The organism is Pseudomonas sp. MTM4, assembly GCF_019355055.1.
GTDB lineage: Bacteria > Pseudomonadota > Gammaproteobacteria > Pseudomonadales > Pseudomonadaceae > Stutzerimonas.
In genome coordinates, this window is sequence record NZ_CP048411.1 from 1,221,004 (window position 1) to 1,236,176 (window position 15,173).

Below are 15,173 nucleotides of genomic sequence, written 5' to 3' on the forward strand. Positions count from 1 at the left end.
GCCGTGTTTATCATCGCCAAAAACGCCTGCCGTCCTACCGCATGGCTGGCACTCAACGGCTCACTGGCGCATTCCGCGGCCACTTTTGAGCAACCGGATGCACCATAGATACATCAGCACCGCCGCCACCGCCATGAAGCTGATGGCAATCCCGATTTGGATATCAGAAACCCCAAGGATGCCGTAACGGAACGCATTGACCATGTGCAGGATAGGGTTGGCCAGCGACAACGTCTGCCAGAAAGGCGACAGCAAGGTGATCGAATAGAACACGCCACCCAGGTAGGTCAGCGGCGTCAGCACGAAGGTCGGAATGATCGAAATATCATCGAAATTTCGCGCAAACACCGCATTGATGAAGCCGCCCAGCGCGAAGATCGTCGAGGTCAGGGTGATGACCAGCAGCGTGACGCCTAGGTGATGAACTTGCAGATCGGTAAAGAACATCGACAGCACGGTGACAATCAGCGCAACGGCCAGGCCCCGCGTGATGCCGCCCAGCGCGAAACCGATGAGAATCACGTGTGGCGAAACCGGCGAGACCAGTAGTTCTTCGATGGAGCGCTGGAATTTACTGCTGAAAAAGCTCGAGACCACGTTGCTGTAGGAGTTGGTGATCACCGACATCATGATCAGCCCCGGCACAATGTACTCCATGTAGCTGAAGCCGCCCATCTCGCCGATTCGCGCGCCGATCAGGTTTCCGAAGATGACGAAGTACAGCACCATGGTGATCGCTGGCGGCAGCAGGGTCTGCGGCCAGATGCGCGTGTAGCGGCGGATTTCACGATGGACGATGGTTTGCAGCGCAACCAGATTGGGCCGAAATTCCGCGTTCATTTGGCCACCTTGGGCAGATTGTTCTCCACCATCGAAACGAACAGCTCCTCCAGTCGATTGGTCTTGTTGCGCAGGCTCAGCACTTCGATGCCCTGCGCTGCCAGCAGACGAAACAGGTCGGTAATGCCCTGGCTCTTTTCCACCTGCACCTCGAGCGTGTGGTGATCGACCAGCCTCGCCGGGTAGTTGCCCAGCTCTGGCGGCACCAGCTGCGATTCCTTCAGATCGAGCAGGAAGGTTTCAACATGCAGCTGCTTGAGCAGCTCGCGCATGCTGGTGTTCTTGACGATCTGCCCATGGTCGATGATGCCGATGTTACGGCACAGCTGCTCAGCCTCTTCCAGATAGTGAGTGGTGAGGATGATGGTGATGCCTTCACGATTCAGTTCGGTGAGAAACGACCACATCGAACGACGCAGCTCGATGTCCACGCCAGCCGTGGGCTCGTCGAGAATCAACAGGCGCGGGCGATGGATCAGCGCGCGAGCGATCATCAGCCGTCGTTTCATGCCGCCGGAGAGCATCCGCGAGGACACGTCACGCTTGTCCCACAAACCCAACTGGTTCAAGTACTGCTCGGCGCGCTCCTTGGCGACCTTGGCCGGGATGCCGTAGTACCCGGCTTGCGTGACGAGAATATCGAAGGCCTTCTCGAACTGGTTGAAGTTGAACTCCTGCGGCACCACACCCAGACAACGCTTGAGCCTGGCGGGGTCGCGATCCAGATCATGGCCGAACACATTGACCGTGCCGCCTGTCTTGTTCACCAGCGTGGAGAGGATGCCGATGGTGGTGGATTTGCCAGCCCCGTTGGGCCCCAGCAACGCGAAGAAGTCGCCTTCGGCCACGTCCAGATCGATGCCCTTGAGGGCCTCGAATCCGTTTCCGTAAACCTTGGTCAACTGCCGAATGGACAGAGCGGTACTCATATGAACATGCACGCAAAGCAGAGAGATTCAGACTAGATAAGGGCGCGGTGAGGCAATTGCAACGCCATCGTGGCTTTGTCCCAACCGGCCGACGCTGTATCACTGCGAAGAGGAACGCAGCCGCCATGCCCTACGTCGCTGGGACGCGGGCTCCGACGCTGGAGCATGGGCACGTGAAGACGCAAACCGCTATTCCCTAGAAGTCAGCCAGCTTGGTGCGAAACACGTCGTGACTGTGCTGCCAAGTCATGCTCGAACTCACCATCCCCGGTCCGGTCATTACTTGAAACCAAACGCATCAACCGTCGCTGATCTCGATTCGCTTCCAACGCCTATGCTCAAGTAGGACGCCCTTCGCTCAACAAAGGAAACCTCATGACCCTGCTCTGGCTGCTCGTGTTACTGCTCGGCATCGCCGTGATCGCCCATCTACGGGTTTCGCCCGTGCCCGCGCTGGCCATCGTGGCTGCGTACTTGGTGTTCATGGGAGTCGCCGACGAAACGCCGGCCTGGTTGATGGTCATCCTCTGGCTCCTGCTCATTGCCGTCGCGGTGCCGCTCCTGGTTACCGATCTGCGCATCAAGCATTTCAGCGGGCCGATGTTCGACTGGTTCAAGAAAGTCCTGCCGCCCATCTCCGACACCGAACGCGATGCCATCGATGCCGGCAGTGTTTGGTGGGACGGCGAGCTGTTTAGCGGCCGGCCGAACTGGGACACCCTTCTCGGCTATCCCAAAGCCACACTTACTGACGAAGAGCAGGCATTCGTCGACGGCCCCACCGAAACGCTCTGCGCCATGGTCAACGACTGGGACGTCGGCCAGCGTCTGGATCTACCGCAAGAAGCGTGGGACTACATCAAGGCCGAAGGCTTCTTCGCTCTGATTATTCCCAAGGAATACGGTGGTAAAGGCTTTTCGGCTTATGCCCACTCGCAGATCGTAATGAAGCTGGCCACGCGCAGCGGCGATCTCGCCAGCACTGTCATGGTGCCCAACTCACTCGGTCCGGCCGAGCTGCTGATGCACTACGGCACCGATGAACAGCGCAGCTATTATCTGTCGCGTCTGGCCAACGGTACCGACATCCCCTGCTTCGCCCTGACTGGTCCCTATGCCGGCTCCGATGCGGGAGCGATGAACGACAGCGGCGTGATCTGCAAAGGCCAATGGCAAGGCGAGGAAGTCATCGGATTGCGCCTGAATTGGGAGAAGCGCTACATCACCCTCGGCCCGGTTGCGACGCTGCTAGGTGTCGCCTTCAAGACCTATGATCCCGAACATCTGCTCGGTGACGAGGAAGAACTCGGCATCAGCTTGGCATTGATTCCCACCGACACCGCAGGCGTCGAGATCGGTCGTCGCCACCTGCCGCTGGGCGCCGCGTTCATGAACGGGCCGAACTGGGGCAAGGACGTATTCGTCCCGCTGGAAGCCATCATTGGCGGACGCGACATGATCGGCAAAGGTTGGATGATGCTGATGAACTGCCTGTCCGTCGGTCGTTCCATCTCGCTACCGGCAACCGGCGTCAGTGCCGCCAAGGCATGCAGCTATGTCAGCGGCCGTTACGCGCAGATTCGTGAGCAATTCAACGTGCCATTGGCGGCTTTCGAAGGCATTCAGGAGCCTCTCGCCCGCATCGGTGGCAACGCCTGGCTGATGGATAGCGCACGAATTTTGACGGCCAACGCGGTGGATCTGGGCGAAAAGCCCTCGGTGCTTTCGGCCATCCTCAAATATCACCTGACCGAGCGCGGCCGCGAATGCGTCACCGACGCCATGGATATCCACGGCGGTAAAGGCATCATCATGGGACCGAACAATTACCTCGGTCGCCTATGGTTGTCGGCGCCGATATCCATCACCGTCGAAGGCGCGAACATCCTCTCGCGCAACCTGATGATCTTCGGCCAGGGCGCGATCCGCTGCCATCCGTTCGTATTGCGCGAGATGGAGCTGGTTCACGAGCCGGACCGCGATGCCGCGGTGAAGAAGTTCGACAAACTGCTGATGCAGCACATCGGCTTCGCCGTCAGCAACACCGCCAGCACCCTGGTGCTCGGGCTGACCTTCGGCCTGCTCGGCAGCGCCCCTGGCAACGACCTCACCCGCCCCTATTTCCGCTCGCTGAACCGTATCGCCGCGGCATTCGCCATGCTTGCCGATGTGTCGATGATGCTGCTGGGTGGCGAACTGAAGCGCCGAGAACGCCTGTCGGCTCGGCTCGGCGATGTGCTCAGCCATCTTTATCTGGCATCCGCCGCGCTCAAGCGCTATCACGATTTGGGCCATCCCATAGAGCAGGCGCCGCTGCTGCGCTGGGCTTTGGAGGATTGCCTATGCAAAGCCGAGCAAGCGTTGGCCGGCACACTCGCCAACTTCCCCAACCGGCTGCTGGGCGGTGTGCTGCAAGTACTGGTGTTCCCCTTCGGTGCTCGTCACCGAGGGCCGTCAGATGAACTCGATGCGGAAGTCGCCGCCATCCTCGGACGGCCGGAAGGCGACGCGGCGCTGGAGCAGATTCTTGAAGGCGTTTATCGCCCGCTCGGCAGCGAGGAAGCCTTCGGCGCGCTGCGCGCTGCGTTCGACACGCTGGCCGCCACGCAACCGTTGCAGAAGAAGCTGCACAAAGCGCTCAAGAATGGAGAGTTCAAACCGACCGCGGCGCAAGACCCCATCACTGCGGCTGTGACAGCGGGCGTGCTCGATGAGGGCGAAGCTGCGCAACTGCGCAGCGCCGAAGCCGCCAGACGTAAAGTCATCGACGTGGACGACTTCGCCAAAGAGGCGCTTGAGCTACAGCCAGGCCGGATTCGCTAGCTGTTCGGCCCACCTCGGCAACGCCAAACGCTTCGCGCCGAGGCGGGTCTTTCTCATCGAGGTTGAACGTACGCAGCGTGGGCACGGCACAGTCAGCTACCTGCCTAGACACGCCTCTAGCAGTTTCGAATCGAACCCATGCCGTGGTCGCGAGTCAACTAGACACGTCCTATTTAATTACGCGCCGCCCTATAATCGCGCGCCCAACCCGACACAGGTGAACCATGGCCAACCCTTATCACGCCCACAACCTGGCTCTTCTGGCCCATCTGCGCGGCATCCTGCTTGCCATGGGTGAAACCGGACAGGTATCGGAAGAAAGCCACGCGCTGTTTCTTGAGCGCTTCGACGAGCTGATCATGAATCTCAAAGATGTGCCGGAAGAACGGCATATGGGCCAGGACATGATCTGCCAGGTCTTCCACCGTTATCCGCAGATCGCGCATCTGGTCCCTCGGGATCTGCTGTGGTACTTCGGCGGTGATTGCCTGCACTTCATGCCGGACGAAGAGATCGAGATTTTCCAGCAGCTGGAAGAGCGCCGCTACGAAGCCGAACAGAACGACGAACCTTTCGACTGGAACATGGAAAGGCAGCTGCTGAGCATGCCGGAAGAAAGCCCACGGCACTGACTAACTACCTGTCACTTAGTGCTAATGCAGGGCTTTGTAGGAGCGGGCCGCGCCTGCGATCCACGCGCATGGTGCGCTCCTGCAGGGCTTCAGCGCTTATCTGAACGGCTTAAGCACTGCTAATTGCGTCTCTGCTCGGCAGCGGACTTGGCGCCTCGGCTGAGCGGAACGATTGCGACACAGCTGTTGGCAAGGCTTGCCATTGCAAGATCGGCGCGGCGCGTCATGTCATGTCATGACTCGTTCGGATTACAGCAAGCGAGTCGCTTTTGCCGCCTCACTCCGCTCGAAACCGATCTCTTTCCGGCTCTCTGAGCGGGCGGCTCAGGCGTTCGGCAAACCGAATTATTTTCGCCGTCACCTATTGCATTTATCGCAAGAATGGAAGCGAAGCCCCGCTAACCGCCCGTTGATGGTAGACTACGCGCCGTTGCGTCGCCGTTCAGCAAAGACGCAACCTCATTCTGCCGGAACGCACCCGGCACCGCCGCTGCAGGATCACAGCGATCGCCGCCCATGTGCGTGCCGCTTGTGACGCTTTCGGATCGCGCTTGTCGGTCTCCCTCCTGTCAGCTTCCAGTCCGCACCCCTCGAACACCGGTTCGATCATGCCTGCCTCGCGCAGTGATTCGGGTGCCATAACGCCATGCCGTGAATACGGCCCTGCGTCGTGCCAGCGATGCTTGAGGCTCATAAAAAGGAGACGTTGTGTACCAACTCGCTCTACCCACCGTTCTGCTTCTGTTGCTGGGCTTCTATGGATTGACGTTTTTTCTGTCGACCCGCATCGGCCAGAAGGAAGAGAACGTAGACAGCTACATGGTTTCCAACAACTCGGTGGGTTTCGGCATATCTGCCGCCAGCATGACCGCCACCTGGATCTGGGCCGCCTCGTTCTACGCCGCAGCAAGCGCGGGTTACAAGTACGGCCTCTCCGGTGCGCTGCATTACGGATTCTGGGGCGCGCTGATGATTCTGTTCATTTACCCCTTCGGCAAGCGCTTCCGGCAGCTGGCGCCCAAGGCCCACACCCTCGGCGAGATCATGCAGGCGCGCCACGGTCGCTCCAGCCAGATGATCCTTGCTGGCTCCAACATCCTTGGTAGCTGCATCAGCCTGACGGTCAACTTCACCGCCGCCGGCGCACTGGTCGAAGTGCTCTCGCCGCTGAGCTTCGTGCATGGCGTCCTGTTCGCCGGCCTTGGTGTGCTGTCCTACACGCTGTGGTCGGGCTTCCGTTCTTCGGTGCTGACCGATTTCGGCCAGCTGGTGGCCATGATCCTCGCGGCGGTCATCATCATTCCGATGATTTTCTTTCAACTGGGCGGGCCGGAACTGTTCGAGGCAGGCATGCCGCGTCTGGCGCCGGAACAAGCGAGTTTCTACTCGCCTACGGCGATCCTCGAACAGGGCGCACCCTTCTTCGTCGCGGTGCTGGCCTACGCCATCGGCAATCAGACCATCGCCCAGCGCCTATTCGCCGTACGAGAAGACCTAATCAAGCCAACCTTCCTCACCGCGACCGTCGGCTACGGCGCCATTGTCATCGGCCTCGGCATGCTCGGCCTGCTAGCGCTGCTGGCCGGCATCGAGCCCATCGACAGTGATCTGAACAATCTGATCCCGCAGATGGCCTCCAACTACCTGCCACCGTTCATGATCGGGCTGCTGTTCATCATGGTGATCGGCTCGCTCTCGTCCACAGCCGACTCTGACCTCTCCGCCCTGTCGTCCATCGTCATGACAGACATTTACGGCAAGACGCTGGCCAAGAACAAACCCAACCCGACCGTGATGCTCTGGGTCGGTCGCCTGACCATGATCGTCGCGACCATGGTCGGCGTCGCCTTCGCCAGCCTCAAGCTCGACATCCTCACCATGCTGATCTTCGTCGGTGCGCTCTGGGGCTCCATCGTCTTTCCGGTGATCGCCAGCCTGTTCTGGGATCGTGTTACCAACAAGGCCTTCACCTGGGCGGCGATCGCGGCATTCGCAATGTTCCTCGTCACCCGCTTCGAGCTGGTGCCGATGGACGGCGTGCTGGCTGTGTTTTTCGAACTCTGCGCCTCGATCGGCGGCGGCGTGGTGATCGGTCTCATGACCTTCGGCTTCTTTGGTCGCCGCGCCGGCATTCTGCTTGGCGTACTGGCGACGCTGGTGCTGGCGCCATTCGCCGTCGGCTTCCTGCGTGATTACACGGTTCTGCTCAGCTCGTTGACCGCCTACGGCGTCAGCATGGTGGTTTGCGTGGCTATCAGCCTGCGTAACCAGGAACGCTTCGATTTCGACCGGATCGGCGAGCAGGTCGTCGCCTTCCAGACCGTACAACCCGAAACCAATACCAAAGAGAAGGAGAACATCCCATGTCCAGTATCGCTCTGACCGCTTATGTCCTTATCTGGCCAGCCCTGGCCGCCCTTGTCCTCGGCCTGCTCTGCGTTGCCCTTGTGCACGACATGCGCGAAGCCAAGCGCAAGGGAACGGACTTAGTCTGATTCATTGCCCAGGCGGGACTCACCCGCCACAACGAGAAAGGCCCGCATTTATCAGCGGGCCTTTCTCGTTGTGGCATTGCGACTATCAGGACTTGTTGGATGACTTCGCAGCTTCGATCAGGTCCTTGCCGATATCCTGCTCGAACTTCTTCCACACCGGCTGCATCGCCTCGCGCCACTTGGCACGCTGTTCGGGCGTCAGTTCGATGATTTCGCTGGTGCCTGCATTGGCGATTGCATCACGCGCCTCGCGGTTCAGGTCGTCGGCCTGACGGTTCACCTCGACGGTGACCTCATCCATGATCGCTTTCAGCTCGCTACGAACGTCCTCCGGCAGCCCTTTCCAGAACTTGGTATTGGTGATCACCATGTAGTCGATCACACCGTGCTCGGAGTGGGTGAAGTACGGCTGCACTTCATGCACCTTCTGGCTGAAGTAGTTGGACCAAGTGTTCTCGGTCCCGTTGACCACGCCGGTCTGCAGCCCCTGATAAACCTCGGCGAAGCTCATCTTGCGCGGGTTGGCACGCAGCGCCTTGAACTGCTCATCGAGCACATTGGAGGCCTGCACCCGGAACTTCAGGCCACGCGCGTCCCGCGGTTCATGCATCGCCTTGTTGGACGACAGCTGCTTCATTCCGTTGTGCCAGTAAGCCAACCCGGTGATGCCCTTGTCTTCCATGCTGCTCAGCAGCCCCTGACCGTGCGGGCTGGCCTGAAAGCGGTCGACCGCCGCGATATCGTCGAACAGGAACGGCAGATCGAAGATCTGGATGGGCTTGGCGTAATGCTCGAACTTGGCCAGCGACGGCGCCAGCATGTGCACGTCGCCCAGGAGCAGCGCCTCCATTTCCTTACCGTCGCCGAACAAAGACGAGTTCGGATAGACCTCGACCTTGACCTTGCCCGGCAGGCGTTCCTCGGCGAGCTTCTTGAACAGTAGCGCACCCTGCCCTTTCGGTGTGTTGTCTGCGACTACATGAGCGAACTTGATGGTGATCGGATCGGCGAAGGCCAGGCCGGCGGTGAGGGAAAGCGCGCAAGCAAGTGCTTTTACGGTGGTTTTCAGCATGGTGGTACCTCTGTTGTTTTTGTCAGATTTGGTACGAGTGCCGGGTGGATTGCCGTCAGGACACTCCTTGCCCGGCACGTTGCAGCAGACGACGGGCGCGACCGATGACGGGCGCATCGACCATCTGTCCGTCCACTACGAAAACCCCATCGCCGGACGCACCGGCGGCGAGGATGCGTTGTGCCCAGTCGAGTTCCTCTGCGCTGGGCATCAGCGTTTCATGCACCACAGCCACCTGGCTGGGGTGAATGCACAGCAAGCCGCCGAAGCCCATATCGCGGGCGTCGGCAGTCATACGGGCGAGGCCGCCCACGTTTTTGATATCGGGGAATACGCTGTCCAGCGGCGGCGCCAGACCGGCCAGCCGGGACTGCAGCAGCAGCGCATAGCGCGCCTGGTCGAGGATGCGTTCGGCCGCTGCGCTGCCGCTTGCCAGGCCGAGATCCAGCCCGAGGTCAAGCGCGCCGAAGGACAGCCGCTCGACGCCCTGGGCATGAGCGATGTCCGCCAGATGAGCGAGCCCGCGGGCGCTCTCGATGATCGGCCACACCGGTTTGCCGCAGCCGACTGCCAGCGCCACTTGCACCGCGCTTTCCACCTTCGGCAGCAGGACGCCGATCACACCGACGTGCCGCGCGCAGAGCGCTAGATCTGCGGCCTGCTCGGCATGAGTCGGCGCATTGATGCGCACCAGCACGCGAGCCTGCGGATTGGTCCGGAGAAACTCGTCGAGATTGGCGCGCGCCTCGCTCTTCTGGCTCTCGGCGACCGCATCCTCGAGGTCGACGATCACCGCGTCGGCACCGGTCGCCAGCGCCTTGGGAATACGCTCGGGGCGGGTCGCCGGGACGAACAGAGCGGTGCGGATGATGGCAGATGTCATGCTGCTTCCTTCTCGAATTGGTTTCGTAGGGCGGTCACACCGCGCCCTGTTCATGCAGGCGCTGAATATCACCGGTCGCATAGCCCAGCTCGGCGAGCAACGTGTCGGTGTGCTGGCCTAGCGCTGGGATCGGGTCCATGCGTGGCTCAAAAGCGGTATTGCGCCCTGGGGGCAGTAACGCAGGTAACTTGCCGGACGGGCTGTCCACCTCGCTCCACCGCTGGCGAGCCTGTAGCTGCGGATGCGCCCAGACGCCGGCCATGTCATTGACGTGGGCGTTGGCGATCGGCGCGTTGTCCAGCCGAGCGATCACTTCTTCGGCGGTCAGCCTGGAGAACGCCTCGACGATAATGGCGCGCAGCTCGGCGCGGTTTTCCGAGCGCTTGAAATTCGCCGAGAAACGCTCGTCTTGCGCCATCTCTGGCTGCAGCAGTACCTTCTCGCAGAACAGCAGCCACTCGCGCTCGTTCTGCAGGCCAAGCATTACGGTGCCGCCGTCGCCTGTGGGGAACGGTCCGTAGGGGTAAATAGTGGCGTGGGCGGCACCGGCACGCGGGGGCGGCGTGGCGCCCTTGTAGGCGTAGTACAGCGGATAGCCCATCCACTCCACGAGGCTTTCCAGCATGGAGACGTCGATGCGGCTGCCGACGCCGGTCTTGTCGCGCAGCATCAGCGCCGAGAGCACGCCGGTATAGGCGTACATGCCGGCGGCGATGTCGGCGATGGAGCAACCGGCCTTGGCCATCTCGGTCTCGCCCGGCCCACCGGTGACGGAGAGGAAGCCGCCCTCGGATTGGATCAGCAGGTCGTAGGCCTTCTTCTGTTCGTAGGGCCCGCCTTCGCCGTAGCCGGAAATATCGCAGACGATCAGGCGCGGAAAGCGCTCATGCAGTTGCTCGAAAGACAGGCCCATGCGAGCCGCGGCACCCGGCGCAAGGTTCTGTACCAGCACGTCGGCGCCAGCCAGCAACTGATCAAGTACTTGCCCAGCGGCCTTCTGCTTGACGTCCAGCGTCAGGCTTTCCTTTGAGCGGTTGGTCCAGACGAAGTGCGAGGCCAGGCCGTCGACACGTTCGTCATAACCCCGGGCGAAATCGCCAGAGCCGGGGCGCTCGACCTTGATCACGCGTGCGCCGAGATCAGCCAGCTGGCGCGTGCAGAACGGCGCGGCGATGGCATGCTCGAGGCTGACTACAGTGATGCCGTCGAGTGGGCGGGGTTTGGCGGTTGTGTCGTTCATATCTATTCCTGCTCGAGTGCCTCTGGTGGGCTGAGGCGGAGCGCAACCCGGCCCGCCAATGTCATTTTTCCGGTGCCCCGTTCTGGTGGGCTGAAGCCCACCCTACTGCTGAAGGGGAGCGTCGCCCGGCGCACCTACTGCTGTCCCTCGTAGGGTGGGCTTCAGCCCACCAGCTATTGGCGATCAGCGAAAAACTCTCAAATCGTCGATCTCGCGCAGATGCCACACCTGCTCGATCAAAGCACCCGCCTCATCCGCGCTGCGCGCACCGGAGAACTGCACCAGGCGCTGGAACTTGTTTTCCAGCTCGGCGCGGCTCAGGGTGTTGCCCGGATCGCCCTTTGGCTCGTCGATGGCACCATGCAGCGTGCGACCGTCGGTGGTGGTCACTTCGACGCGGCCCAGCCAGCGCGCCGGATAGGCGTCGTCCACTTCGGAATCGAGCACCATCGAGACCTTCTCCCGGAACTGGCCGACACGCGGATCGGTAAGCGCATGGGTATGGAATTCGGTCAGCCCGGCCTTGCCATACAGGGCGATCAGGCCCAGCACAGTGCCCATGGAGAACTTCGCCTGGTGCACGGTTTGCGGCACCACCACACGACCCAGAACGTCGATGGCGCTCTGGTGAACGTGGGTGGTGACGCTGGCAATGTCTTCGGCGGTGAGCTTCTCGCGCTGCATCAGATCAAGCAGCGCATCAGCGGCCGGATGGGTATGGCGACAGGAGGCGTGGAACTTGAACGAGGTTTCGGCCAACGCCCAGCGGCTGCCGAGGCGATCGGAAAGCGCACTCGGATTGGCGTCCTTCGACATCCCGGCGGCCATGCCCTGCTCGCCTTCGAGAATGTTCTGCGCGCCCGTCAGTCCTTCGGCGGTCAGGTAGGCCGCAAGCAGACCATCGGCAGCAGCCTTGGCGGTGTGCAGCTGCTTGGAGTCGGCGGCATCACGCAGGAATTCCCACAAGCCCGCGGCCTGAGTGCCGGCACTGCCCAGCAGGTTAGTGAACTGCTGCTGGTTGAAATCCATCAGCTTGCCCACCGCCACGGCGGCAGCGAGGGTTCCAACGGTCGCTGTGGTGTGGAAGATGCGGTAGTGCGAGCGGCCGAGGAATTCGCCAATGCGAATCCCCGCCTCGTAGCCGGCCACCGAGGCAACCAGCAGGTCGCGGCCGGATTTGCCCAAGTCCTGCGCCGCAGCCAGTACAGCTGGGAAAACCACCGTAGCCGGGTGCAACACCGAGCTGTTGTGCAGGTCGTCCTGCTCCACCAGGTGCGAGCTGGCGCCATTCACCAGAGCCGCAAAATAGGCGGAGCTGCTGCTGCGATTGACGAAGATGTGCGATGCACCGGAAGCCGGACCCATCGTCTGGGCATAGCGTTCGAATAGCGGGATCGGGTGCGAACCGGCGCTGGCCAAAGCGGAGCCGAGCCAGTCGAGGAAAAGGTCTTCGGTGCGGGCGAGCACCGTATCGGGAATCTGCTCGTAGTGCAGCCCGGCGAGAAATTCGGTCAGCGCTTGGGTGTGCTGGCTCATGCGTTCGGCTCCAATGGATTGGATAGTTCGATCAGGTTCAGGTCCGGGTCACGCAGGTAGAGGGAGCGGATCGGCCCGGTGGCGCCGGTACGCGGCACCGGACCTTCGAGGACGGCGACGCGCTGTTGCTCAAGGTGCGCGATGACCTCCTCCAGCGGCGTAGCGACGAGGAAACACAGGTCCGCCGAGCCCGGCGTCGGGCGCTCGGCCTTGGGCTCGAATTCATGCCCGGCCAGGTGCAGGTTGATCTTCTGCCCGCCAAAAGCCAGCGCCTTGCGGCCTTCGCCGAAGGTCACGGCCTGCATGCCGAGCACACAGCAGTAAAAATCCGTCGTGACGTCGAGGTCGGCGACGGTCAGCACCAGGTGGTCGAGGTGGCTGATGTGCATGGCGTATCTCCTTTCGCTCCTTTGGTGGGCTGAAGCCCACCCTACACGCTGGCGTTTCGCTCTTTGGTGGGCTGAAGCGGGCGATCAAAAAGAGCGCGGCAGCTCGAGCAAGTGCTCAGCCACGTACGACAGAATCAAGTTGGTGGAGATCGGCGCCACCTGATACAGCCGTGTCTCGCGGAATTTGCGCTCGACGTCGTATTCGTTGGCGAAGCCGAAACCGCCGTGGGTCTGCAGGCAGGCGTTGGCCGCTTCCCAGCTCGCCTTGGCCGCCAGGTACTTGGCCATGTTGGCCGCGGCGCCGGCGTTGCGACCGGCGTCGTATTCCTCGCAGGCGCGCCAACGCATCAGGTCGGCCGCTTCCAGCTCGATGTGCGCCTCGGCGATGGGGAATTGCACGCCCTGGTTCTGGCCGATTGGGCGACCGAACACCACGCGGTCCCGTGCGTACTGGGCGGATTTCTCGGTGAACCAGCGACCATCACCGATGCACTCGGCGGCGATCAGCGTGCGCTCGGCATTGAGGCCGTCGAGGATGTAGCGGAAGCCCTTGCCCTCTTCACCGATCAGGCTGCTGGCCGGGATTTCCAGGTTGTCGAAGAACAGCTCGTTGGTCTCGTGATTGACCATGTTGGCAATCGGCTGCACGGTCAGGCCGTTGCCGATGGCTTCACGCAGGTCCACCAGGAAGATCGACATGCCGTCAGCCTTGCGCTGTACCTCGGCCAGCGGCGTGGTGCGCGCCAGCAGGATCATTAGGTCCGAATGCTGGATACGCGAGATCCACACCTTCTGCCCGTTGATCACGTACTTGTCGCCCTGCTTCACCGCGGTGGTCTTGATCTTGGTGGTGTCGGTGCCGGTGGTCGGCTCGGTCACGCCCATCGATTGCAGGCGCAACTCGCCGCTGGCCAGCTTGGGCAAGTAGTAGCGCTTCTGTTCCTCGCTGCCGTTCCGCAGCAGGGTGAACATGTTGTACATCTGGCCGTGCACGGTGCCGGAGTTGCCGCCGCAGCGGTTCACTTCTTCGAGGATGATCGAGGCCTCGGCCAGGCCCAGACCCGACCCGCCATATTCTTCCGGGATCATCGCCGACAACCAGCCGGCTTCGGTCAGCGCGGTGACGAAGGCTTCGGGGAAGCCCTTTTCCTCGTCGATCTTGCGCCAGTATTCGGCGGGGAACTCAGCGCAGAGGGCGCGCACGCCTTCGCGGATGGCGTTGTATTCGTCGTTCAGGTACGGGTTCATGTTTCTGGTTCCTCGAAATCTTGTCATGTACGGGTGGCGGTTTCCCTTCACCCCTGCCCCCTCCCCTGAGGGGAGAGGGGATTGGTCTGTGCTTGCTCTTCGGTTACGCAGCCCGGCGACTCTCTTCAAGGGAGGGCTCGATCTGCGTAGTCAAAGGGCTCAGCGGCAGCGGCAACCCCATCAATCTGCCCCCTCTCCTCTCGGGGGAGAGGGCTAGGGTGAGGGGCCGCCGCCACCGCCTCACTCGAATTCCACTTCAGCTTTCTGCGCCAGTCCGTTGTGGTCCCCGGCCCAGAGTTCGGCCTTGCCCGGCGCGACGGCGCGGCCGCCAACCTCGAATGGCTGCGGCGCGATCAGCGGACGCAGGCCGCGATAGGCGAAGCGCCGGGGACGCATATCGGGATTGGCGCGGCAGAAGGCACGCAGATTGAGGGTGGCGATCAGCGGGCCGTGCACTACCAGCCCCGAATAGCCTTCGGTTTCGGTGACGTAAGGCCAGTCGTAGTGGATGCGGTGGCCGTTGAAGGTGACGGCGGAATAGCGGAACAGCAGTGTCGGGGTCGGTGTTACCGCTTCGCGCCAGTCACCGGCGACCATCGGTTCGCCACTGACGGTTTTCGGCGGGCTGGGCTCGCGGTAGACGATGTCCTGTTCTTCGCGAATCGCCAGGCGGCCGTCCTGCAGATACTCATGCTGCACGGTGACGAACAGCAGCGCGCCGGTGCGGCCGTGCTTCTCCTCGATGTGCTTGATGGTCGAAACCCGAGTCGCCTCACCGCCAGCCCGCAAAGGCTCGAAGAACTCCACGCGGCCACCGGCCCACATGCGGTTGCGATTGTCAGCCGGCGGCAGGAAGCCACCGCGCGCCGGATGGCCGTCTTCGCCCAGTCCGCTTTCGGCGACGGCATCCTGAAAGAAGCACCACTGCCAGAGCGGCGGCAGCGGCTCGCCATGGGCCGGCGTCGGTTCGCCGAGCGTCGCGGCGATGCGCTTGAGCATATTGCGGCTGAGCTGGTCATGGGTTTCTTCGGTGCGGCCAATCCAGGCTGTTAGGTCGGTCATCGCGAGCTTCCGGCTGTGTTGTTT

The 15,173-nt window shown here is 61.9% G+C and carries 13 protein-coding genes; 4 read left to right on the forward strand and 9 right to left on the reverse strand.

Annotated features, from left to right (window positions below):
• Positions 1–60: 60 nt before the first annotated feature.
• Together GYM54_RS05495 and GYM54_RS05500 are read right to left on the reverse strand one after the other, a co-directional pair.
• Positions 61–840: an ABC transporter permease gene (locus GYM54_RS05495; protein ID WP_181101343.1), complete on the reverse strand. Its 780-nt coding sequence runs from the start codon at positions 838–840 to the stop codon at positions 61–63.
• Entirely contained in the window at positions 837–1,769 is a 933-nt protein-coding gene (locus GYM54_RS05500) for an ABC transporter ATP-binding protein (protein ID WP_131650417.1), read from the reverse strand. The genes GYM54_RS05495 and GYM54_RS05500 overlap by 4 nt, the downstream gene beginning before the upstream one ends.
• A 375-nt stretch (positions 1,770–2,144) precedes the next feature.
• Between GYM54_RS05500 and GYM54_RS05505 the strand changes: the two genes are divergently transcribed.
• The 4 genes from GYM54_RS05505 (at position 2,145) to GYM54_RS05520 (ending at position 7,719) form a co-directional block, all read left to right on the forward strand.
• A complete protein-coding gene (locus GYM54_RS05505; RefSeq protein ID WP_197445722.1) occupies positions 2,145–4,592 on the forward strand; it encodes an acyl-CoA dehydrogenase in 2,448 nt (815 codons plus the stop codon).
• Positions 4,593–4,816: 224 nt separating this feature from the next.
• The gene (locus GYM54_RS05510; RefSeq protein WP_131650415.1) at positions 4,817–5,224 is read left to right on the forward strand and encodes a PA2817 family protein; all 408 of its coding nucleotides are present in this window, start codon (positions 4,817–4,819) and stop codon (positions 5,222–5,224) included.
• A 708-nt stretch (positions 5,225–5,932) separates the two neighbouring features.
• Positions 5,933–7,606, forward strand: coding sequence for a sodium:solute symporter family protein (locus tag GYM54_RS05515; RefSeq protein WP_181101339.1), 1,674 nt, complete (start codon positions 5,933–5,935; stop codon positions 7,604–7,606).
• A complete protein-coding gene (locus GYM54_RS05520; RefSeq protein ID WP_218568022.1) occupies positions 7,588–7,719 on the forward strand; it encodes a putative transporter small subunit in 132 nt (43 codons plus the stop codon). The genes GYM54_RS05515 and GYM54_RS05520 overlap by 19 nt, the downstream gene beginning before the upstream one ends.
• Before the next feature lie 85 nt (positions 7,720–7,804).
• On the opposite strand, the gene GYM54_RS05525 is transcribed toward GYM54_RS05520, so the two are convergent.
• From GYM54_RS05525 to GYM54_RS05555, 7 genes are all read right to left on the reverse strand, one after another.
• On the reverse strand, positions 7,805–8,791 hold the full coding sequence (locus tag GYM54_RS05525; protein WP_181101337.1) for a TRAP transporter substrate-binding protein: 987 nt from the start codon (positions 8,789–8,791) through the stop codon (positions 7,805–7,807).
• Positions 8,792–8,846: 55 nt separating this feature from the next.
• Positions 8,847–9,674: a CoA ester lyase gene (locus GYM54_RS05530; RefSeq protein WP_181101335.1), complete on the reverse strand. Its 828-nt coding sequence runs from the start codon at positions 9,672–9,674 to the stop codon at positions 8,847–8,849.
• 34 nt (positions 9,675–9,708) lie between these two features.
• Positions 9,709–10,914 (reverse strand): CaiB/BaiF CoA-transferase family protein, encoded by a 1,206-nt coding sequence (locus tag GYM54_RS05535; RefSeq protein ID WP_181101333.1) that lies wholly within the window; start codon positions 10,912–10,914, stop codon positions 9,709–9,711.
• Positions 10,915–11,097: 183 nt separating this feature from the next.
• Positions 11,098–12,450 (reverse strand): MmgE/PrpD family protein, encoded by a 1,353-nt coding sequence (locus GYM54_RS05540; protein WP_181101331.1) that lies wholly within the window; start codon positions 12,448–12,450, stop codon positions 11,098–11,100.
• Positions 12,447–12,839 (reverse strand): VOC family protein, encoded by a 393-nt coding sequence (locus tag GYM54_RS05545; RefSeq protein WP_181101329.1) that lies wholly within the window; start codon positions 12,837–12,839, stop codon positions 12,447–12,449. Before GYM54_RS05545 ends, GYM54_RS05540 begins: the two co-directional genes overlap by 4 nt.
• 84 nt (positions 12,840–12,923) lie before the next feature.
• Positions 12,924–14,087 carry an acyl-CoA dehydrogenase family protein gene (locus GYM54_RS05550; RefSeq protein ID WP_181101327.1) on the reverse strand — a complete coding sequence of 388 codons (1,164 nt, stop codon included), beginning with the start codon at positions 14,085–14,087 and terminating at the stop codon, positions 12,924–12,926.
• Positions 14,088–14,327: 240 nt separating this feature from the next.
• Positions 14,328–15,149, reverse strand: a complete 822-nt coding sequence (locus GYM54_RS05555) for a MaoC family dehydratase N-terminal domain-containing protein (protein ID WP_131650407.1) — start codon at positions 15,147–15,149, stop codon at positions 14,328–14,330.
• Positions 15,150–15,173 lie beyond the last annotated feature (24 nt).